Origin of the sequence: Ancylobacter sp., assembly GCF_965229075.1 — a bacterium.
Lineage (GTDB): Bacteria > Pseudomonadota > Alphaproteobacteria > Rhizobiales > Xanthobacteraceae > Ancylobacter.
Map to the genome: position 1 here is coordinate 3,413,722 of NZ_CBDDIO010000002.1, position 20,228 is coordinate 3,433,949.

Consider the following 20,228-nt stretch of genomic DNA (forward strand, 5'->3'; position numbering starts at 1 on the left):
AAAGCCAAAACCGTGCAAGCGCCGGGCTTGGGCCCCGGCGATGCGGTCAGTGCTCGAAGCGCAGGGTCAGCTTCTGCCGGGCGCCGTCCGTGCCGAGCACCAGCCTGTCGGCCCGCTTGCTCAGCATGTAGCCGACGAAGCGGGCGACGGCGTGGGCGTCGCCCAGAAGGTCCTCGGGGGAGGGGCGATGGTCGGGAATGGTGATCGGCTCGCCCTCATAGAGCAGCGCCACGTCGAAATTCTCCTCGTCGAAATGCGCCCGCACCTCCAGCTTGCCCGGGGCGACGCCGGTGTCGAGCAGCATCTCCACTCCTTCCGCCACGACGGGGATCGCCATGGAAATGACATCGCGCCGCGCGCCCCACAGGTCGCCTTGATGTTCGAGGAATTCGGTGGCGACGGTGAAGGGGTTGTCGGCCGTCGTCACCTCGCGCGAGGCTTCCTGGCGGATGCCGATGCGGAAGATCAGGTTCAGCACGATGGCGACGGCGGTGGAGATGGAGAGCGGCGATTCGAGGATCGGCTGCGCCCATTCCGGCGTGAGGCCGACAAGGCCGGGGAGAATGGCCACGGCGAGGCCGGTGAGGATGGCGAGGCCGACGGTGAAGATGCGCCGGTCGCTGAGGCGGCGGGACAGGATGAGTTCCATTCCCGCCACGGTGAGGAAGGCGGCGGCATAGATGAGGATGGCGCCGATGACCGGGGAGGGGATGATGGTGAGGACGCCGATGAGGCGGGGCGAGAAGGCGGAGAGGATGATGAGGATGCCGGAAATCGCGCCCACCCGCCACGCGGTCGTGCCGGTGGCGAAGGCGACGCCGACGGCGGCCGAGGAGGAAGCGCTGGCGAAACCGCCGGTGAGGGCCGTGCCGATATCGCCGAGGCAGTTGGCCTGAATGGCGCGGCCGGCCTGGTCGAGATCGGCGCGGCGCCAGTCGGCATCGTCCATGCGCTGCATCGACACCACGGTGCCGACCATGTCCACGGCGGACAGCACGCCGGTGATGATCGCCGCCGGGATCAGCGCCCAGGAGAAGAAGCTGACGCCCGGCCAGCCGACATGCGGCAGATCGATATAGGGCAGGGTGGCGAAGCTGGCATTTGGCTCGGGCGCGACGCCGAGATAGGCCGCCAGTATCCAGCCGATCGCGGCGCCAATCGCCACCGCGAACAGACGCAGCATGCCGCGCGAGAAGATGGCGAGGCCGACGATGATGACCAGCGTGACCGAGCTGACGAGGGCATAGCGCAGATCGAGATCGGGCGTGATCTCGCCGGAGATGCCGAACACCCGCCGCAGCGCCGGATCGGCGAGGGCGACGCCCAGCATGGTGACGGCGACGCCGCACACTTCCGGCGGGAACACCGCCCTGAGCGCGCGCATGAACCGCGACAGGGTGAGCTGCGAGATGGCGGCGACGAGGCTCATGCCGGCGTAAAGCGCCGGTCCGCCGGCGGCGAGGGACTGCACCGCCAGCGGCATGTGCGCCATGTTCGGAATCTGCACCAGCAGCATGCCCGCGCCGGGCTTGGGCAGGCATTCCAGCAGCGTGGCGATGCCCATGAAGATGATGCAGCTGGTGATGAAGAGCTGGGTATCGTCGAAGGACAAACCCGCCTCGGCGGCGGCGACGAGGGGATAGACGATGAACAGAAGCGCGAGGGTGGCGTGCTGGACCCCGAGGATGAGCACCGTGCCGGCCGGCGGCTTCTCATTGGCCGAATAGATGATGTTTGTCGGCTTGCGCGGCATGGGCGGGCCCTTGGCAAAGACATGACGGGGCCGCCAGGGCGCCCGTCCGGTGCGGGATCGAGGCTCCCGCCCGGCGCTGCCGACGGTAGGGGAATCTGCTGGTGCGACTATGATATTTCGCTCGAAGCCGGGCAAGATCGCCCGCCGCCAACTTTCGGCTCCGCGACGGCGGCGAGGTCTTGTCGTCGTAAAGGATACAATGTATCAGTTGGTCGGCGCTGGCGGAAGCCGGGCGAGGCCCGGGCGAACCGGCACGCTTGACGGCGGGGGCGAAGCGTTTACGGTCACGGTCGATCACGGTTCTTCGGGCACCCGCCCGAAGCTAAGAGGGAATTCGGTGAGGCGCTTCGCGCCAAAGCCGAGGCTGCCCCCGCAACTGTAAGCGGCGAGCCCTCTGCCCATCGTCCACTGGCGTCAAGGCTCTGCCTTGCGCTGGGAAGGCCGGGCGGAGCCAGCGTTGACCCGCGAGCCAGGAGACCTGCCCTGATCGCACACAATCTTTCGGGCGGGGTGCTCCGAAGGTTGCCGGCCGCGCGGGAGTGCGATTCGCTCCCGCCCGGGTGGTGTCCTTTACGCTTCCCGTCTTCCTGTTCAGGAAGCGGTAACAATGCTCAACACGACCTCTCATCTTCTCCGTCGCTCGGCCCAAGGCCTCGCCGTGGCGCTTGGCCTGCTTGCGGGCGCGGGAATCACGCAGGCCTTCGCTGGCACGACCTATCCGCTCACCCTGGAGAATTGCGGCTCCAAGGTGGTGATCGACCACGCGCCGAAGCGCGTGGTGAGCATCGGCCAGGCGCAGACGGAAATCCTCTACGCGCTCGGCCTCGGCGACCGCGTGGTCGCCAGCGCGCTGTGGTTCGGCCCGGTCGCCAAGCCCTATGAGGCGGTGAATGAAGGGGTGAAGCGGCTCGCCGACAATGATCCGAGCTTCGAGGCGGTGGTCGGACAGGAGCCGGACCTCGTCGTCGCCATGTATGAATGGCACATCGGGCCCAATGGCATTGTCGGCACGCGCGGGCGCTTCGACGGGGTGAAGGTGCCGGTCTATGTTTCGCCCACCGACTGCGTCGGCAAGGACAATAGCGGCGCCGGCGACGGGGTGCGGACGCAGATGTATTCGACCGAACTGCTCTACCGGAACATCCGGGAATATGGCGCCATCTTCGACGTGTCGGACCGCGCCGAGGCGCTGGTCACCCGCCTGAAGGCACGCGAGGACGCCGCCGCCCGCACCGTCGCCGCGCTGAAGGGCCGGGATATGTCCATGGCGCTGTGGTTCTCCAGCAAGGAGATCAAGGGCGACGCCTTCCTCGCCGGCAAGAACGGCGTGCCGGCCCATGTGATGGAGCAGCTCGGCGTCCGCAACATCATCACCACGGAGGAGGAATGGCCGCTGGTCGGCTGGGAGACCATCGCCGCCAACGACCCGGACGTGCTGGTGCTGGTGAAGATGGACCGCCGCCGCTTTCCCGCCGACGACATCGACGCCAAGCTCGCCTTCCTCAAGACCGACCCGGTGGCCAGCCAGCTCTCCGCTGTGAAGAACGGGCGCATCGTCATCGTCGATGTCGCGGCCACAAGGCCGGGGCTCGATACGGTGGACGGCCTGGAGGCCATCGCCACGGCGGTGCAGGGCTTCGGTCTGGTCCATTGAGCCACATCGCCATCGGGCCGAATTGGCCGGCGCGGTTTGCCCTCGCCGGCCTCTCCCTCGCCGCGCTGGTCGTCGCCATCGCGCTGGCGGTGACGGTGGGCGAAATGCCGATCCCGCTTGCCGTCGCCTTCCGCGCGCTCGGCAACGGGCTGTTCGATCTCGGCTATCCCGTCAGCGCCATCCAGCAGGGGGTGATCTTCGAGTACCGGCTGAGCCGCGCGCTGATGGCGGCCTTGTGCGGCGGCGCACTGGCGCTTTCCGGCGCCATCCTGCAGGCGCTGCTGCGCAACCCGCTGGCGGAGCCCTATATTCTCGGCGTTTCCGCCGGCGCCTCCACCGGGGCGGTGTGTGTGATGATCCTCGGCTTTGGCGGGGCGACGCTCGGCCTGTCCGGCGGGGCGTTTCTCGGCTCGGTGGCGGCGCTGGTGCTCGTCGGCCTGCTCGCTGCCGGGGCGGGAGGGGCCAGCGACCGGGTGATCCTGGCCGGCGTCGCCGGCTCGCAGCTGTTCAACGCGGCCACCGCCACCATTGTCACCACGATGGCGAGCGCCGAGCAGGCGCGGGGCGTGATGTTCTGGCTGCTCGGCAATTTCGGCGGCGTGCGCTGGGCGGACCTCGCAGTGGCCGCGCCGGTGGCGCTGCTCGGCTTCCTGGTCTGCATGGTCCACGCCAAGGCGCTGGACGCCTTCGCCTTCGGCGCCGACGCGGCGGCCTCGCTCGGCATCCCCGTGGTGCGGGTGCGGCTGGTGCTGCTGGCAACGACCGCGCTGCTCACCGCCACCATGGTGGCGATTGTCGGCACGGTCGGCTTTGTCGGGCTGGTCATCCCGCATGCGGCGCGCTTCCTTGTCGGCCCCGGCCATGCCCGGCTGCTGCCGGCCTGCCTCGTCATCGGCGCGGTGTTCATGATTCTCGCCGATGTGCTCTCGCGCATCTTGGTGCCGCAGCAGATCCTGCCCATCGGCATCGTCACCGCGCTGGTCGGCGCGCCGGCCTTCGCCCTTATCCTCTATCGCGCGAGGCGGCCGGCATGACCCTCGCCACCCATGATGTGCGCTGGGGCGCGGGCGGCAAGCTCATCGTCGACGGCGTGACGCTGGAGGTCGAGCCCAACCGTGTGCTCGGCCTGATCGGCCCCAATGGCTCGGGCAAGTCGAGCCTGCTGCGCCTGCTCTGCCGCCTGCGCAAAGTGGCGAGCGGCGTGGTCACGCTGGACGGGCAGGACATTGCCGGCGTCGGCCGGCGCGACCTCGCCCGGCGTCTCGCCTTCGTCGAGCAGCAGGCAACGACGGAGATCGCGCTCACCGTCTGCGACGTGGTGCGGCTGGGGCGAACGCCCCACCGCGCCGCCTTCGCCGCCTGGAGCGCGGAGGATGAGCGTGCCGTCGATGCGGCGCTCGAACGGGTCGGCCTTTCCGAGCGGCACGACCAGCTTTGGCACACGCTGTCCGGCGGCGAGCGCCAGCGCGTCCATATCGCCCGTGCGTTGGCGCAGGCGCCGCGCGAGCTCATTCTCGACGAGCCGACCAACCATCTCGACATCCAGCACCAGCTGTCCATTCTCCGGCTGGTGCGGCGGCTCGGCGTGACCTGCATCGTGGCGCTGCACGACCTCAACCTCGCCTCGCTGTTCTGCGACCGCATCGGCGTGCTCGCCGCCGGCCGGCTGGTCGCCGCCGGCGCGCCGGAGGAGGTGCTCACCCCTGCGCTCATTCGCGACGTGTTCGGGGTGGAGGTCGCCATCCGCCCCGGCGCCAATGGTCGACGCCAGATCGACTATCTCGTCGATCACGAGCCGGGCGACCCCTTGTGAGGCGCTGGCGCTGAGCCGAATGGCGGCAGAGTAAGGGTTTCATTGCCGGGCTCGCGGGCGCATTCTACTGTGCCGCGAAACCGACGCTGAAGGTGCCATGTCGCAATCGCCGAAAGGTTCGCCGAAGGATACGCAGGCACCTCTCCCGGGGGCGGACCTGCTCGCCCCGTTCGCCGGCCAGACCGACGATGCCTGGATCGCCGTCATCCGCAAGATGGACGAGACCTATGCCGAGCTCGTCGCCCAGCAGGTCGCGCTCGAACAGAAGAACGCCGAGCTGGAGGAAGCGCAGACCTTCATCGCCGGCCTGATGTCGTCGATGACCGACGTGCTCATCGCCTGCGACCCCTCCGGCCGCATCGAGCAGGTGAATCTCGCCGCCGAGCGGGCCTTCCAGCGCCCGCCGGGCGATCTGGAGCGGCGGCATTTGCGCGAGCTGATCGCGGCGGACTCGCCGACCTCTTTCGACGATCTGCGCGCCACCATCGAGCGGCGCGCGCGCCTCAGCGACCGCGAACTGCTGTTCGCGACGCCGGCCGGGCCGCTGCCGGTGTCGGTGAATGGCGCGGTGCGCTTCGACTCGCGCGGGCGTGCGGTCGGCATGGTGCTGGTCGGCCGGCCCATCGGCGAGTTGCGCCAGGCCTATAGCGACCTCGCCGCCGCACATGAGCGGCTGAAGCAGACGCAGAAGCAGCTGGTCCATTCGGAAAAGATGGCCTCGCTCGGCCGTCTCGTCGCCGGTGTGGCGCATGAGCTGAACAATCCGATCTCCTTCGTCTATGGCAATGCCCATACGCTGAAGCGCTACGGCGCGCGGCTCACCACCTATCTCGACGCCGTGCATCGCGGGGTGAGCGGGCCGGCGCTGGCGAAGTTGCAGGCAGAGCTGAAAATCGACACGACGCTGGCCAATATCGCCGGCACGCTTGACGGCATGCTGGAAGGCGCCGAGCGGGTGCGCGACATCGTCGCCGATCTGCGCCATTTCTCCTCCGAGCGGCGCGAGGCGTGGGAGGCGTTCGACCTCGCCCCGCTGGTCCGCTCGGCGCTGGAATGGGTGGCGAAGGCGCAGCGGCCGGCGATCGAGACGCGCTTCGACCTCGGCGACGGACTGGTGGTGGTGGGCCATCCCGGCCATATCCATCAGGTGCTGATGAATCTGGTGCAGAACGCGCTCGACGCCATGGAAGGCCGGCCTGTGCAGCGGCTGGACATCACGGGCCGAGCGGGCGAGGTGGTCACGCTCACCCTGCGCGACACCGGGCCGGGCATCGACCCCGACATCGCCTCGCGCATTTTCGACCCCTTCTTCACCACCAAAGAGGTGGGCAAGGGCACCGGGCTCGGGCTTTCCATCAGCTATGGCATCGTGCAGGAGCATGGCGGCACGCTGGAAGCCGCCAACCATGCTGACGGCGGCGCCGTGATGACGCTGACGCTGCCGGCGGCGCGCGCCGCGAACGGAGATTGAGATCATGCTCGCGCCGTCCGCTCCTGCGCTTTTCAACGTGCTGTGGATCCAGTCCGGCGGCTGCGGCGGCTGCACCATGTCGATGCTGTGCGCGGAGGCGCCGGACCTCGCCACCACGCTGGAGAGCGCCAATATCCGCTTCCTTTGGCACCCGACCCTGTCCGAGGAGACCGGGGCGGAGGCGGTGGCGCTGTTCGAGCAGGTGCTCGACGGCACGCTCCGGCTCGACGCGCTGTGCGTGGAAGGCGCCATGCTGCGCGGCCCCAAGGATACGGGGTGCTTCCATATCCTCGCCGGCACGGGCGTTCCCACCATCGAGTGGGTGCGGCGGCTGGCGGCGGTGGCTGAGAATGTCGTCGCTGTCGGCACCTGCGCCGCCTATGGCGGTGTCACCGCTGCCGGGGCCAACCCCACCGATGCCTGCGGCCTGCAATATGACGGGCGCCGCGAGGGCGGGGCGCTCGGCGCCGCCTTCCGCTCCCGCTCCGGCCTGCCGGTCATCAATGTCGCGGGCTGCCCGACGCATCCGAACTGGGTGACGGAAACGCTGATGCTGCTGGCGGCCGGTCTGCTGGGGGCGGACGATCTCGATGTCTATCGCCGCCCGCGCTTCTATGCCGACCACCTCGTGCATCATGGCTGCCCCCGCAACGAATATTACGAGTACAAGGCCAGCGCTGAGAAAATGTCGGACCTCGGCTGCATGATGGAGCATCTCGGCTGCCTCGGCACACAGGCGCATGCCGATTGCAATACGCGGCTGTGGAACGGGGAGGGCTCCTGCACCCGCGGCGGCTATGCCTGCATCAACTGCACTGCGCCGGAATTCGAGGAGCCCGGCCACGCCTTCGTCGAGACGCCGAAGATCGCCGGCTTCCCCATCGGCCTGCCCACCGACATGCCGAAGGCCTGGTTCGTGGCGCTGTCCTCGCTCGCCAAGGCGGCGACGCCGGAGCGGCTGCGGCTGAACGCGACCAGCGACCATGTGGTGCGCCCGCCCGCCGTGCGGGACATCAAGCGCCGATGAGCGACAATGGTGCAGCGGAAGGCACGACGCGGCTTGTCGTCGGCCCGTTCAACCGGGTCGAGGGCGACCTGGAAGTGCGGCTGGAACTGGCGCAGGGGCGGGTGGAGGCGGCCTTCGTCTCCTCGCCGCTGTTCCGGGGCTTCGAGCGCATATTGGAAGGCCGCGACCCGCGCGACGCGCTGGTGATCGCGCCGCGCATCTGCGGCATCTGCTCGGTGTCGCAATCCCACGCCGCCGCTTTGGCGCTGGCCGGGGTGCAGGGGCTGGCGCCGACCGACAATGGACGGGTGGCAACCAATCTCATCGTCGCCACCGAGAATGTCGCCGACCATCTGACCCATTTTCACGTCTTCTTCATGCCGGACTTCGCCCGCGCCCTTTATGCCGACCGGCCGTGGTTCCCACGCGTCGAAGCGCGCTTCAAGGCGGCGCAGGGCAGCGCGGTGCGCAAGGCGCTGGAAACGCGGACCACGCTACTGCACGTGCTCGGCCTGCTCGCCGGGCGCTGGCCGCACACGCTCGCAATCCAGCCCGGCGGGGTGACGCGCGGCGCCGACGCGCGCGACAAGGTGCGCCTGGCAGCCACGCTCGGCGCGGTGCGGAGGGCGCTGGAGGAGGGGCTGTTCGGGGCGAAGCTGGAGCGCGTGGCCGCGCTTTCCACCCGCGAGGAACTGGACCACTGGCGCGCCAGCGGACCGGAGGGCGATTTCCGCCTCTTCCTCGACATCGCCGCCGATCTCGACCTCGGCCGGCTCGGCCGCGCCTATGACCGTTATCTCAGCTATGGCGCCTATCCCGGCGCCGAGACGCCGCTTTACGCGCGCGGGATCTTCACCCCGGACGGCGCGGGCGCGGTGGATATGAGCGCGATCGCTGAAGACCATACAAATGCGCGGATGGAGCATCGCTCCCGCCCGCACCATCCCTTCGACGGCTCGACCCTCCCGGATGCCGAGGACGAGACCGGCTATAGCTGGTGCAAGGCGCCGCGCCTTAATGGCCTCCCGTTCGAGACCGGCGCCGTCGCCCGGCAGATGGTGGATGGCCAGCCGCTGATCCGTGACATCGTGCGGAGCGAGGGCGGCAGCGTGCTGGCCCGCGTCGTGGCGCGGCTGGTGGAAACCGCCCGCACGCTCATCGCCATGGAGCGCTGGGTGCATGAACTCACCCCCGGTGCGCCCTGGTGCGCGCAGGGCAGCCTGCCCAGCCATGGGCGGGCGGCGGGGCTGACCGAGGCGGCGCGGGGTGCGCTCGGGCACTGGCTGCGGGTGGAGAACGGGCGCATCGCCGGCTATCAGATCATCGCGCCGACCACCTGGAACTTCTCGCCGCGCGATGCCGCCGGCGTGCCGGGGCCGCTGGAGGCGGCGCTGGTGGGGGCGCCGGTGCGCCAAGGCGAGACGACGCCGGTGGCGGTGCAGCACATCGTCCGTTCCTTCGACCCCTGCATGGTCTGCACGGTGCATTGAGCGGCGCCATGCCCAGCGAGGAGATCATCGTCCGCGGCATCGTGCAGGGCGTCGGCTTTCGCCCCTTCGTGTGGCGGCTGGCGCAGCGCCGCGGGCTCGACGGCGAGGTGAGCAATCGCGGCGACGCGGTGCTTATCGTCGCCTCGGGCGCACCGGCGGTGCTGGACGCTTTCGCGGCCGCGCTGCGGACAGAGGCGCCGCCGCTGGCCCGCGTGGAGGCGGTCGAGCGCCGGGTGGCACCTGCCTTCGCCGGCAGCGGCTTCAGCATCGCCGCCAGCGCGCCCGGCACGGTGTCGGTCGGCATCGTCGCGGACATCGCGACTTGCCCGGCCTGCCGCGCCGAGATGGCCGACCCCGCCACGCGCCGGCACCGCTACGCCTTTACCAACTGCACCGATTGCGGGCCGCGCTTCTCCATCGTCGAGGGCCTGCCCTATGACCGCGCCGCCACCACCATGCGCGGCTTCGCCATGTGTGCGGCCTGCCGGGCGGAATATGCCAACCCGGCCGACCGGCGCTTCCACGCCCAGCCCATCGCCTGCCCCGACTGCGGGCCGAGGCTGTGGCTGGAGGAGGGTGGGGAAGTGGTCGACGGCGACCCGGTGGGGGCCGCCGCCCTGCGGCTGTGCGGGGGAAAAATCCTCGCCATCAAGGGGATCGGCGGCTTTCACATCGCCTGCGACGCGACCAGCGAGGCGGCAGTCGCTGAACTGCGCGCCCGCAAGCACCGCCCGACGAAACCGCTGGCGGTGATGCTGCGCGATGTGGCCATGGTGCAGGCGTTCTGCGTCGCCGGGGACGCGGAGATCGCGGCGCTCAGCCACCCTTCCGCGCCCATCCTCCTGCTGCGGCTGCGCCCGGAGACCGCGCTCGCCGCCTCGGTGGCGCCGGGGCAGAACCGGCTGGGGGTGATGCTGCCCTATACGCCGCTGCACCACCGGCTTATGGAGGCGGTGGCCCGCCCGCTTGTCATGACCAGCGCCAACCGCTCCGGCGAACCCCAGATCTTTCGCGACGACGCGGCGCGGGCGGGGCTTGCCGGGATCGTCGACGGTTTCCTCACCCATGACCGCCCCATCGCCCGGCGGCTTGACGACAGCGTGGTGCAGTTCGCCGCCGGGCGGCCGCAGGTGATGCGGCGCGGGCGCGGCCTGGCCCCGGCGCCGCGCACTTTGCCGGCGGGCTTCGAGGAGGCAACCCCGGTGCTGGCGCTCGGTGGCGCGCTGAAAAGTGCGATCTGCCTCACCACCGGCGGCAAGGCGCTGCTGTCGCATCATCTCGGCGATCTTGACGAGCCAGCGACACAGGACGCCTTCGAGCAGGCGATCGCTGATTACACCGCCCTGTTCGACCATCGCCCCGCGGCGATTGCCGTCGACACGCACCCGGATTACCCGCCAAGCCGCTACGGCGCCGCGCTGGCGGAAGCGCGCGGCCTGCCGTTGATTGCCGTGCAGCACCACCACGCCCACATCGCCGCCGTGATGGCGGAACGCGGCTGGCCGCTGGAAAGCGGGCCGGTGATCGGCGTCGCGCTCGACGGGCTCGGGTTTGGTGAGGACGGCACGATATGGGGCGCGGAGATCCTCCTTTGCGACTACCGCAACAGCCGCCGGCTCGCGCGGCTGAAGCCGATCCCGCTCGCGGGTGGCGACGCGGCCAATCGCGAACCCTGGCGCGTGCTCCTCGCCCATCTCGACGCCGCGTTGGAGCCGGCGGTGGTGCCGGATGCGCCGTTCGCGGGGCTTCCGGTCGCGACCCTGCGCGCCATGATCGCGCGCGGTCTCAACGCGCCGCTGGCAAGTTCCGCCGGGCGCCTGTTCGATGCCATGGCCGCGCTGCTCGGCCTCGCGCCGCCCCGCCTCAGCTTCGAGGGCGAGGCGGCGATGGCGTTGCAGGCGATGGCGGAAACGGCGGCAGAGGTGCCGTCCTATCCCTTCGACCTCGCGCCGATGGGCGAACTGATCGAGATCGACCCCGCCCCGATGTGGCGGGCGGCCTGTGCCGACCTCGCGGCGAGCGTCTCGCCCGGTCCCACCGCCCGGCGGTTCCATGCGGGCGTGGCGGAAGCGTTTGGGCGCCTCGCCCTTTCCCTTGCCGCCCAGTACGGGGCGAGTGCTATCGCCTTGTCCGGTGGCGTCTGCCAGAACGCGCTGCTGCTGGAGATGCTGGTGGCGCGGCTGGAGCCGTCCGGGCGAACGCTGCTGCTGCCCGGCGAGGTGCCGACCAATGATGGCGGCCTCGCCCTCGGGCAGGCGGCGGTCGCGTCCGCGCGGCTGGAAGATGCGCGGCGCGGCGGGCGGTAAGCCGCTTTCCGGTCCTCCCGCAAAGCGGTCTCGCCGCTTCCGGGGCGCAGTCACGGAGATGCGATCTAAGCTTTTGAAATAGAATAATAAAGATCGCTGGCACGCGGGTTGCTGTTGTCCTTCCATCGGTGCGCGCCGACGCACCGGACAACAAGCACACCGGAGGGAGCCGCATGGCTGGGCTTGAGACGTTTTATGAGGTGATGCGACGGCAGGGCATCACCCGCCGATCCTTCCTCAAATATTGTTCGCTGACCGCCGCCGCGCTCGGTCTCGGCCCGGAATTCGTGCCGCAGATCGCCCATGCCATGGAGACCAAGCCGCGCACGCCGGTGCTGTGGCTGCATGGGCTGGAATGCACCTGCTGCTCGGAGAGCTTCATCCGCTCGGCGCATCCGCTCGCCAAGGATGTCGTGCTGTCGATGATCTCGCTCGACTATGACGACACGCTGATGGCCTCCGCCGGGCACCAGGCCGAGGCGATCCTTCAGGAGGTGATGGAGAAGTACAAGGGCAACTACATCCTCGCCGTGGAAGGCAACCCGCCGCTGAACGAGGATGGCATGTACTGCATCATCGGCGGCAAGCCCTTCCTCGACCAGCTGCGCATGGTGGCGAAGGATGCCAAGGCGGTGATCTCCTGGGGCTCCTGCGCCTCGCATGGCTGCGTGCAGGCGGCGCGCCCGAACCCGACCCGTGCCACGCCGGTGCACGAGGTCATCACCGACAAGCCGATCATCAAGGTGCCCGGCTGCCCGCCCATCGCCGAGGTGATGACCGGCGTCATCACCTACATGCTCACCTTCGACCGCATGCCCGAGCTCGACCGGCAAGGGCGGCCGAAGATGTTCTACTCCCAGCGCATTCACGACAAGTGCTACCGCCGGCCGCATTTCGACGCCGGCCAGTTCGTCGAGTCCTTCGACGATGAGGGCGCGCGCAAGGGCTATTGCCTCTACAAGGTCGGCTGCAAGGGCCCGACCACCTACAATGCCTGCTCCACCGTGCGGTGGAACGAGGGCACCTCCTTCCCGATCCAGGCCGGCCATGGCTGCATCGGCTGCTCGGAGGACGGCTTCTGGGACAAGGGCTCCTGGTATGCGCGCCTCACCGACCTGCACGGCGTCGGCTTCGGCATCGAATCCACCGCCGACCGGGTCGGTCTCGGCGCGGCGGCAGCGGTGGGCGGCGCGGTGGCGCTGCATGCCGCGGTGAGCGCTCTCAAGCGCGCCCAGCACAAGCACGGCAACGGTTCGAACGGCTCCAATCACACGGGAGACGCGGCATGACCATCCAGACGCCCAACGGCTTCAGCCTCGACACGTCAGGCAAGCGCATCGTCGTCGATCCCGTCACCCGCATCGAAGGCCATATGCGCTGCGAGGTGAATGTCGATTCCAACAATGTCATCCGCAACGCGGTCTCCACCGGCACCATGTGGCGCGGGCTGGAGGTGATCCTGAAGGGGCGCGACCCCCGCGACGCCTGGGCCTTCGTCGAGCGCATCTGCGGCGTGTGCACCGGCTGCCACGCGCTCACCTCGGTGCGCGCGGTGGAGGATGCGCTGGACATCCGCATCCCCAACAACGCCTTCCTGATCCGCGAGATCATGGCCAAGGTGCTGCAATGGCACGACCATGTCGTCCATTTCTATCACCTGCACGCGCTGGACTGGGTGAACCCGGTCAACGCGCTGAAGGCCGACCCGAAGGCGACCTCGCAGCTGCAGCAGATGGTCGGCCCCGACCATCCCAATTCCAGCCCCGGCTATTTCCGCGATGTGCAGAACCGGCTGAAGAAATTCGTCGAAAGCGGCCAGCTCGGCATCTTCAAGAACGGCTATTGGGACAATCCGGCCTACAAGCTGCCGCCCGAGGCCGATTTGATGGCGGTGACGCATTATCTGGAGGCGCTGGATTTCCAGAAGGAGATCGTCAAGGTCCACACCATTTTCGGCGGCAAGAACCCGCATCCGAACTACATGGTGGGCGGCGTGCCCTGCGCCATCAACATGGACGGCAACATGGCCGCCGGCGCGCCGCTGAACATGGAGCGGCTGAACTTCGTCAAGCTGAAGCTGCAGGAAGCCTTTGCCTTCTCCAAGAATGTCTATGTTCCCGACGTGATCGCCATCGCCTCCTTCTACAAGGGCTGGCTCTATGGCGGCGGTCTCTCCGGCCTCAATGTCATGGACTATGGCGACTACGAAGCGGTGCAGGGCCGCAAGGAGACCGACCGCCTGCCGGGCGGCGTCATCCTCAACGGCAAGTGGGACGAGGTGCACCCCATCGACCCGCGCGACCCCGAGCAGGTGCAGGAGTTCGTCACCCACAGCTGGTACAGCTATGGCGACGGCAATGCCGACAAGGGGTTGCATCCCTGGGACGGCGTCACCTCGCCGAAATACGAGCTCGGCCCTAACGCCAAGGGCACCCGCACCGACATTCGCGAGATCGACGAAAGCGCGAAATATTCCTGGATCAAGGCGCCGCGCTGGAAGGGCAATGCGGTGGAGGTCGGGCCGCTCGCCCGTTACATCCTCGCTTATGCCCATGGCGTCGACTACGTGAAGGGGCAGGTGGACGACTCGCTCGGCCGCTTCAACGCGCTCGCCGGCACCAGCCTCACCCCGCAGCAGGCGCTGCCCACCACCATCGGCCGCACGCTGGCGCGGGCGCTGGAGGCGCATTACTGCGCGCAGATGATGCTGGACGATTTCGACCACCTCATCGCCAACATCAAGGCCGGCGACAGCTCCACCGCCAATGTGGAGAAATGGGACCCCGCCACCTGGCCGAAGGAGGCCAAGGGCGTCGGCACGGTGGCGGCGCCGCGCGGCGGGCTCGGCCATTGGATCAAGATCAAGGACGGGCGGATCGAGAACTACCAGTGCGTGGTGCCGACCACCTGGAATGGCGGGCCGCGCGACCCCAAGGGCAATATCGGCGCCTTCGAGGCCTCGCTGATGAACACGCCGATGGAGCGGCCGGAGGAGCCGGTGGAGATTCTGCGCACGCTCCACTCCTTCGACCCGTGCCTCGCCTGCTCGACGCACGTCATCGCGCCCGACGGGGCGGAGATGGCGCGGGTCACGGTGCGCTGAGGGGAGGCGGCGATGACCAGCATCGACCCCGCGTCTCTCCACGCCGCGCCGGCCGTGCCCGCCACCATCGATGGCGAGCCGGTGGGCCGGGTGAGCGCCGTCTATGTCTATGAGGCGCCGGTGCGCCTCTGGCACTGGACCAATGCGGCGGCAATCAGCGTGCTCGCGCTGACCGGCTACCTCATCGGTCAGCCGCTTCCGACGCTGTCGGGGGAGGCGAGCCAGCATTATCTGATGGGCACGATCCGCTTCCTGCACTTCTCCGCCGGCTACATCTTCGCCGTCGGCTTCCTGTTCCGCATCTATTGGGCCTTCGTCGGCAATCACCATGCGCGGCAGCTGTTCATCCTGCCGTTCTGGAGCCGGGCCTATTGGCGCGGCCTGTTCGAGGAGGCGCGGTGGTACTTCTTCCTCGAAGCGAAGCCGAAGAAATATGTCGGCCACAACCCGCTGGCGCAGTTCGCCATGTTCTGGGCGATCGGCGTGGGTTCGGTGTTCATGATCGTCACCGGCTTCGCGCTCTATTCCGAGGGGGCAGGGCCGGGCAGCTGGCAGGACCATGTGTTCGGCTGGGTCATCCCGCTGCTCGGCGGCAGCCTCGACGTGCACACCTGGCACCGTCTCGGCATGTGGGCGATCCTGCTGTTCATCATCATCCACGTCTATGCGGCAATCCGCGAGGACATCATGTCCCGCCAGTCCATCGTCTCCACGATGGTCTCGGGGGTGCGCACCTTCAAGGATGACGATCCCGACTGAGATTCCGGTCCTTCCCGGAATACGGCCTGCGGGGACAGGCCGGCTTTGAGGGCGCGGCCTCGGCTGCGCCCTTCTTTTTGCCTGGATGAGAAATTTCCATTTCAGGCGAAGACTGGAAACATTTCTTCCAGTCTGCGCGCGAGCTAAAATGCCGGTGTGTAGATTTCGATAAGATCGCCAACGACTTAATGGATGTGCCGCCTAGTGGCACGCGGTTTGAATTGAGACAGATTCAAAAGAGCGGCGATCAGACCGCTCGCGCCTAGGGTACGGAAAGACGCTTCGGGGAGACGTCGCTCATGGCCGACGAACGCATTCTCATACTCGGCATCGGCAACATTCTGTGGGCGGATGAGGGCTTCGGCGTCCGCGTCATCGAGGAATTGCAGGCGCGCTACGAGCTGCCCGCACACATCACCGCGCTCGATGGCGGCACGCAGGGTCTCTACCTGCTGCCTTATCTGGAAGAGGCGGACGCGGTCATCATCGTCGATGCCATCGACTATGGCCTGCCGCCGGCGACGCTGAAGCAGCTGCGCGACGATGAGGTGCCGGCGGTGCTGGGAGCCCGAAAGGTGAGCCTGCACCAGACCGGCTTCCAGGAAGTGCTCGCGCTGCTGCAGCTGCGCGGCTGCGCCCCGTCGCGCCTGCGGCTGGTCGGCGTGCAGCCGGAACGGCTGGACGATTATGGCGGCGGGCTCACCCCCGCCATCGCCGCGCAGGTCGAGCCGGCGCTGGCCGTGGTGCTGGGTCTCCTCGCCGACGAATTCGGTGTGGACTTGCCGCCGCGCCGGTCAGTGGAAGGCTTCACGCCGCCCGCCATCAGCCGCGAGGCCTATGAGGCCGGACGCCCGGCCGCCGAGGACGCCTGCCGCATCGGCGACGCCCGCGTCCTCGCGGGCTGGCGCTAGGAGCCGCCCCATGTGCCTCGGCATCCCCATGGAAATCGTCAGCGTCGAAGGGCATGCCGCCCGCTGCCGGCGCGGCGAGGAACTGCATCTCATCGACCTCTCGCTGCTGCCGGAGGCGCAGCCGGGTGACCATGTGCTGACCTTTCTCGGCACCGCCCGCCGCCGGCTCGACGCCGAGGAGGCCCGCCTGATCGCGCAGGCGCTCGACGCCGTCGCGGCTGCCCTGAGCGGCGACGCGGCTGCCATCGACCACGCCTTTGCCGACCTCGTCGGCCGCGAACCGACCCTGCCAGCCCATCTCGCCCCGCCCGTCGCTTCCCGTCCGGAGCCGCTTTCATGACCCCCGACACGCTCCACCCGCTCGTGGCTCGCCTGACCACCGCGCTCGGCTATCCCTATGTCGACAGCGAGGAGGAGGCCGCCGCCACCCTGCCGGTGGGCGACAGCCTGCTGTTCCTGCCCGCCCACGGCAAGGCGCATATGGAGACGCCCGATATCGCCGTGGTGCTGCCGGAACTGGTCGGCGCGCTCGGGGCCTCTGCCACCATGGGCGGAGCGGTAGCCGGGCCGGCCTATGAGAAGCAGCTGCGCGAGCAACTCGGCGGCATCGCTTTGCCGGCTATCGTCGTGCTGCGCGGCGGGCGGCCGCTCGGCTCGCTCTCGCGCATGCGCGACTGGGACGAGTTCCTGGAACGCCTCTCCGCCGCCCTCGCCCGTCCCGCCGCCAGCCATTGAGGCCCGCCATGTCGTCCATTCCCTTCGCGACGGTTCCCCCCATCGGCTACGGCGCCGGCAGCCAGCCGGGCGAGGAGGCCGACGGGCTCGCCTATCTCGCCATGCCCTCGGGCATGCGCATCTATGAGGCGCATCTGCCCGAGGTCGACGATCCCGCCCGCTTCGCCCCTGCGCTGGCGACGCTGGAGGCGATCCGCGCCGCGCTGGCGCAATGGACGCCCAACGGTTCCACCACCGTCGCGCTTGATGCGCTGGATGCGGAGAACCGGGCGCTGGTCGACGAGACGCTGGGCGAGGGCGAGGTTGCCATCGTGGTCGAGGTGCCGGGCGAGCGCATCGAAATACAGGAAGCCAGCTGCGCCGGGGTGTGGCGGCTGCGGGCGACCGCCATGGCGCCGGGCGCGGCGCCGGTCACGCGCGAGCGCATCGACATCGCGGCCTTCCCGCGGGGCGCTCTGGTGCGGGCCTTTCCGCGCGAATGGCCGGTGGACCTCGATTATGTCGCGCGGCCGCGACCCGGTGTGGTCAACGCGCCGGCCATTCTCACCGAAATCGTGCATAAGAGCCGTGAGCGCCCCCCTGGCGGCCTGCCGCACGTGATCAATCTCAGCCTGCTGCCGCACACGCCGGAAGACCTCGCCCTGATCGAGGCGGGGCTGGGACGGGGAGGGATCACCATCCTCTCGCGCGGCTATGGCAATTGCCGCATCGATGCCACCGCCACGGCGGGGGTCTGGCGGGTGCGCTACTACAATTCGGCGGACACGCTGATCCTCGACACGATCGAGGTGACTGACGTGCCCGAGGTCGCCTGCGCCGCGCCGGAGGACATCGCCGACTCCGCCGAGCGGCTGGCCGACATCCTCGCCGCGATCCGCTAGGAGCCCTTTGATGCTGACCAAGCGCTTTGAAGGCTCCTTCCTCGGCGACGCCGCCCGGCTGGCGCCGAACGCCGTGCTGGAATGCAAGATCTGCTGGCATGTCTATGATCCGGCCGTGGGCTGCGATTACTGGCAGGTGCCGGCCGGCACGCCCTTCGCGGCGTTGCCGGAGGAATGGCGCTGCCCGAAATGCGACGGCGCCCGCGACCAGTTCATGGTGATCGACGCCGATGGGGAGGCGCCCTTGCGCGCACCGGCGACCGCGGCGCCGGCCACCGATCCACGCCTCACCGCGCTGGCGGCCGCCATGCCGGCGCGGCTGGAGGCGGCGTTCCGGGAAATCCATGTCGGCCAGATGCGCGGCGTGCCGCTGCTCAACGAAACGCTGGAGGTGAAGGCCATCGGCTTTCGCCCGCATGAGGGGCGCGTGCTCGGCATGCTGGTCACGCCCTGGTTTATGAACCTCGTGCTGGTGCCGGGACCGGATGAGGATTGGTCGGCACTGGTACCAGGAGCGAAGGAGATCATCGCCTTTCCCTCCGGCGCGTATGAATTCGTCGGCGCCAACCGCCCGGAGACCGGCCCTTACAAGGCCTGCTCGCTGTTTTCGCCCATGTTCGATTTCACCTCCATGCTGCAGGCAACCGAGACGGCGCGTGCCGCGCTCGCCGCCCTGTTCGACTCGGCGATCCGCGAAGAGGGCGACCGCTCGGACGAGATCCGCCGGGCGCGGCAGGAAGCCGTCGACGCCGAGGCGGCGCGGGCCGCAGGCGTGGACGTGGGGGATGAGGAGGCGAGCCCCGCTGAGGCAGCGAAAGCGCCCGCCGCCCCGACCCGCCGCGCGCTGATCTTCGGCGCGGGCCTCGCTTCCGCACCTGCCGGCGAGGGAACCGGCGCATGATCGGCGGGCTCGCCATAGCGCTTGACAGCGCCGACGGCGTGCCACGCTGGCGTCTGACGCCGACGGGCGGAGGGTTCGGCACCGGCTGGGCCATCGGCCGCCACGCGGAAGAAGTGGCGGCGCTGATGCCGCGCGTGTTCAACCTTTGCGCCGGTGCCCATGCGCAGGCGGCACGGGCGGCGCTCGGCCTGCCGTTGGACGAGGCCGCCGCGCGCGCCGCCCGGCGGGAGCGGGCGCGCGACCATGCGGTCGCCCTTCTGTGCGACTGGCCGTCACTGTTGGGCCATGCTCCCGACCGCGCGGCGCTGGCCGGGCTGGCGAACGGCTCGGAGGACTCGATGCGCCGGCTGCGCGATGCTGTGCTCGGCAGTGACATCGACCTGGCCGGCAGTTCGATTGAGGCGATGGAACACTGGCTGGCGGACGGCCGCAGCCCGACGGCTCGCCTGCTCGCGCATATCCGCGCCACGCTCGACCCCGCCTGGGGCCGGGCGGAACTCGCCATGCCCGACGCGGCCGACATCGCCGCCGCGCTGGACGCCGGGGAACCGACAAGCCTGCGCGAGACCACCGCCGCCGACCCTTGGCGTGCCGCGCCGCTGCTGCGCGAACTGCACGCGCGCGAAGGGGCGAGCCTGTTCCTCCGCCTGCTGGCCCGGCTGCTGGATCTCCTCGCTTGTCTCGACGGAGCGCCGGACGCTCCGTTCCTCGCGCCTCCCGGCATCGGCCTCGCCCGTGCCGCACGCGGCCTGCTGGCGCATCGCGCGCGTGTCGTCGGCGGTCTTGTCGCCGATTACCGCGTGCTGTCCCCCAGCGCCTGGAATCTCGCGCCCGGCGGATTGCTGGCGCGCATGCTCGCGGCCTTGCCCATGAGCGGGCAGACGCCGATGCTGGCCCGTCTGGTCGTCTCCTGCGTCAATCCCTGTGTGCCGGTGACGCTGCGGATGGAGCCGAGGGAGGTCGCCCATGCATGAGATGGCGTTGTGCGAGAGCCTGCTGGACTCGCTGAAGGACGCCGCCCGCACCCATGGCTTCGCCAAGGTGACGAAGGTGCGGCTGGTGGTCGGTCCCTTTGCCGGGGTCGAGGTGGAGGCGCTGCGCTTCGGCTTCGATGTGGTGATGCGCGGTTCGCTGGCGGAAGCGGCGCAACTCGACATTCTCGACGAGCCCGGCACCGCCTGGTGCTTCGACTGCTCCGATACGGTGGCGCTCGCCGACCGGCTTTCCCCATGCCCTCAGTGCGGCGGCGAGAGGCTGCGGCCCAATGGCGGCACCGAGATGCGTATCAAGGACCTGGAGGTGGTGTGATGTGCGTGACTTGCGGCTGCGGATCGGACAACGTCACCATTTCAGGCGCCCATGGCGAGGCACGTGGGCATGGGCATGACCACCCTCACGGTCACGGGCACGCTCATCACCACGGGCATGACCACCATCACGACCAC

18 protein-coding genes and 1 riboswitch are annotated in these 20,228 nt (G+C 69.2%); of the genes, 17 read left to right on the forward strand and 1 reads right to left on the reverse strand.

What is annotated here, in order from left to right; all coding sequences use genetic code 11:
• Positions 1-46: 46 nt before the first annotated feature.
• Entirely contained in the window at positions 47-1,753 is a 1,707-nt protein-coding gene (locus ACO07Z_RS21860; RefSeq protein ID WP_421700621.1) for a uracil-xanthine permease family protein, read from the reverse strand.
• Positions 1,754-2,033: 280 nt separating this feature from the next.
• Positions 2,034-2,253, forward strand: a riboswitch (cobalamin riboswitch).
• A gap of 107 nt (positions 2,254-2,360) precedes the next feature.
• Here ACO07Z_RS21860 and ACO07Z_RS21865 point away from each other — a divergent pair.
• The 17 genes from ACO07Z_RS21865 (at position 2,361) to hypA (ending at position 20,091) form a co-directional block, all read left to right on the forward strand.
• Positions 2,361-3,407: an ABC transporter substrate-binding protein gene (locus ACO07Z_RS21865; RefSeq protein ID WP_421700622.1), complete on the forward strand. Its 1,047-nt coding sequence runs from the start codon at positions 2,361-2,363 to the stop codon at positions 3,405-3,407.
• Positions 3,404-4,441, forward strand: a complete 1,038-nt coding sequence (locus ACO07Z_RS21870; protein ID WP_421700623.1) for a FecCD family ABC transporter permease — start codon at positions 3,404-3,406, stop codon at positions 4,439-4,441. The genes ACO07Z_RS21865 and ACO07Z_RS21870 overlap by 4 nt, the downstream gene beginning before the upstream one ends.
• Positions 4,438-5,220 (forward strand): ABC transporter ATP-binding protein, encoded by a 783-nt coding sequence (locus ACO07Z_RS21875; protein WP_421700624.1) that lies wholly within the window; start codon positions 4,438-4,440, stop codon positions 5,218-5,220. Before ACO07Z_RS21870 ends, ACO07Z_RS21875 begins: the two co-directional genes overlap by 4 nt.
• 97 nt (positions 5,221-5,317) lie before the next feature.
• Entirely contained in the window at positions 5,318-6,691 is a 1,374-nt protein-coding gene (locus ACO07Z_RS21880; RefSeq protein ID WP_421700625.1) for a sensor histidine kinase, read from the forward strand.
• A gap of 4 nt (positions 6,692-6,695) precedes the next feature.
• Complete coding sequence (locus tag ACO07Z_RS21885) at positions 6,696-7,718, forward strand: HupU protein (protein ID WP_421700626.1); 1,023 nt, start codon at positions 6,696-6,698, stop codon at positions 7,716-7,718.
• Entirely contained in the window at positions 7,715-9,187 is a 1,473-nt protein-coding gene (locus ACO07Z_RS21890) for a nickel-dependent hydrogenase large subunit (RefSeq protein WP_421700627.1), read from the forward strand. Before ACO07Z_RS21885 ends, ACO07Z_RS21890 begins: the two co-directional genes overlap by 4 nt.
• Before the next feature lie 8 nt (positions 9,188-9,195).
• Positions 9,196-11,493, forward strand: coding sequence for a carbamoyltransferase HypF (hypF, locus tag ACO07Z_RS21895; RefSeq protein ID WP_421700628.1), 2,298 nt, complete (start codon positions 9,196-9,198; stop codon positions 11,491-11,493).
• A 173-nt stretch (positions 11,494-11,666) separates the two neighbouring features.
• Positions 11,667-12,782: a hydrogenase small subunit gene (locus ACO07Z_RS21900; protein WP_421700629.1), complete on the forward strand. Its 1,116-nt coding sequence runs from the start codon at positions 11,667-11,669 to the stop codon at positions 12,780-12,782.
• A complete protein-coding gene (locus ACO07Z_RS21905) occupies positions 12,779-14,596 on the forward strand; it encodes a nickel-dependent hydrogenase large subunit (protein WP_421700630.1) in 1,818 nt (605 codons plus the stop codon). The genes ACO07Z_RS21900 and ACO07Z_RS21905 overlap by 4 nt, the downstream gene beginning before the upstream one ends.
• Positions 14,597-14,608: 12 nt before the next feature.
• Positions 14,609-15,355 carry a Ni/Fe-hydrogenase, b-type cytochrome subunit gene (gene cybH, locus ACO07Z_RS21910; protein ID WP_421700631.1) on the forward strand — a complete coding sequence of 249 codons (747 nt, stop codon included), beginning with the start codon at positions 14,609-14,611 and terminating at the stop codon, positions 15,353-15,355.
• Between the two features lie 299 nt (positions 15,356-15,654).
• Positions 15,655-16,266 (forward strand): HyaD/HybD family hydrogenase maturation endopeptidase, encoded by a 612-nt coding sequence (locus tag ACO07Z_RS21915; protein WP_421700632.1) that lies wholly within the window; start codon positions 15,655-15,657, stop codon positions 16,264-16,266.
• 10 nt (positions 16,267-16,276) lie between these two features.
• Positions 16,277-16,606 (forward strand): HypC/HybG/HupF family hydrogenase formation chaperone, encoded by a 330-nt coding sequence (locus ACO07Z_RS21920; RefSeq protein WP_421700633.1) that lies wholly within the window; start codon positions 16,277-16,279, stop codon positions 16,604-16,606.
• Complete coding sequence (locus ACO07Z_RS21925) at positions 16,603-17,001, forward strand: hydrogenase (RefSeq protein WP_421700634.1); 399 nt, start codon at positions 16,603-16,605, stop codon at positions 16,999-17,001. Before ACO07Z_RS21920 ends, ACO07Z_RS21925 begins: the two co-directional genes overlap by 4 nt.
• An 8-nt stretch (positions 17,002-17,009) precedes the next feature.
• Positions 17,010-17,882, forward strand: coding sequence for a hydrogenase expression/formation protein (locus ACO07Z_RS21930; protein WP_421700635.1), 873 nt, complete (start codon positions 17,010-17,012; stop codon positions 17,880-17,882).
• Between the two features lie 10 nt (positions 17,883-17,892).
• Complete coding sequence (gene hybE, locus ACO07Z_RS21935; protein WP_421700636.1) at positions 17,893-18,783, forward strand: [NiFe]-hydrogenase assembly chaperone HybE; 891 nt, start codon at positions 17,893-17,895, stop codon at positions 18,781-18,783.
• Positions 18,780-19,757, forward strand: a complete 978-nt coding sequence (locus ACO07Z_RS21940) for a hypothetical protein (RefSeq protein ID WP_421700637.1) — start codon at positions 18,780-18,782, stop codon at positions 19,755-19,757. Before hybE ends, ACO07Z_RS21940 begins: the two co-directional genes overlap by 4 nt.
• Positions 19,750-20,091 (forward strand): hydrogenase maturation nickel metallochaperone HypA, encoded by a 342-nt coding sequence (gene hypA / locus ACO07Z_RS21945; RefSeq protein WP_421700638.1) that lies wholly within the window; start codon positions 19,750-19,752, stop codon positions 20,089-20,091. The genes ACO07Z_RS21940 and hypA overlap by 8 nt, the downstream gene beginning before the upstream one ends.
• Positions 20,092-20,228 lie beyond the last annotated feature (137 nt).

What these genes read in the sequence shown, in the direction of transcription:
- ACO07Z_RS21900 (WP_421700629.1), top strand. Translation starts at nt 11,667, where the DNA reads ATGGCTGGGCTTGAGACGTTTTATGAGGTGATGCGACGGCAGGGCATC.
- hypA (WP_421700638.1), top strand. Translation starts at nt 19,750, where the DNA reads ATGCATGAGATGGCGTTGTGCGAGAGCCTGCTGGACTCGCTGAAGGAC.
- ACO07Z_RS21915 (WP_421700632.1), top strand. Translation starts at nt 15,655, where the DNA reads ATGGCCGACGAACGCATTCTCATACTCGGCATCGGCAACATTCTGTGG.
- hypF (WP_421700628.1), top strand. Translation starts at nt 9,196, where the DNA reads ATGCCCAGCGAGGAGATCATCGTCCGCGGCATCGTGCAGGGCGTCGGC.
- ACO07Z_RS21930 (WP_421700635.1), top strand. Translation starts at nt 17,010, where the DNA reads ATGTCGTCCATTCCCTTCGCGACGGTTCCCCCCATCGGCTACGGCGCC.
- ACO07Z_RS21890 (WP_421700627.1), top strand. Translation starts at nt 7,715, where the DNA reads ATGAGCGACAATGGTGCAGCGGAAGGCACGACGCGGCTTGTCGTCGGC.
- ACO07Z_RS21880 (WP_421700625.1), top strand. Translation starts at nt 5,318, where the DNA reads ATGTCGCAATCGCCGAAAGGTTCGCCGAAGGATACGCAGGCACCTCTC.
- ACO07Z_RS21940 (WP_421700637.1), top strand. Translation starts at nt 18,780, where the DNA reads ATGATCGGCGGGCTCGCCATAGCGCTTGACAGCGCCGACGGCGTGCCA.
- ACO07Z_RS21860 (WP_421700621.1), bottom strand. Translation starts at nt 1,753, where the DNA reads ATGCCGCGCAAGCCGACAAACATCATCTATTCGGCCAATGAGAAGCCG.
- cybH (WP_421700631.1), top strand. Translation starts at nt 14,609, where the DNA reads ATGACCAGCATCGACCCCGCGTCTCTCCACGCCGCGCCGGCCGTGCCC.
- ACO07Z_RS21925 (WP_421700634.1), top strand. Translation starts at nt 16,603, where the DNA reads ATGACCCCCGACACGCTCCACCCGCTCGTGGCTCGCCTGACCACCGCG.
- ACO07Z_RS21865 (WP_421700622.1), top strand. Translation starts at nt 2,361, where the DNA reads ATGCTCAACACGACCTCTCATCTTCTCCGTCGCTCGGCCCAAGGCCTC.
- ACO07Z_RS21885 (WP_421700626.1), top strand. Translation starts at nt 6,696, where the DNA reads ATGCTCGCGCCGTCCGCTCCTGCGCTTTTCAACGTGCTGTGGATCCAG.
- ACO07Z_RS21905 (WP_421700630.1), top strand. Translation starts at nt 12,779, where the DNA reads ATGACCATCCAGACGCCCAACGGCTTCAGCCTCGACACGTCAGGCAAG.
- ACO07Z_RS21875 (WP_421700624.1), top strand. Translation starts at nt 4,438, where the DNA reads ATGACCCTCGCCACCCATGATGTGCGCTGGGGCGCGGGCGGCAAGCTC.
- ACO07Z_RS21920 (WP_421700633.1), top strand. Translation starts at nt 16,277, where the DNA reads ATGTGCCTCGGCATCCCCATGGAAATCGTCAGCGTCGAAGGGCATGCC.
- hybE (WP_421700636.1), top strand. Translation starts at nt 17,893, where the DNA reads ATGCTGACCAAGCGCTTTGAAGGCTCCTTCCTCGGCGACGCCGCCCGG.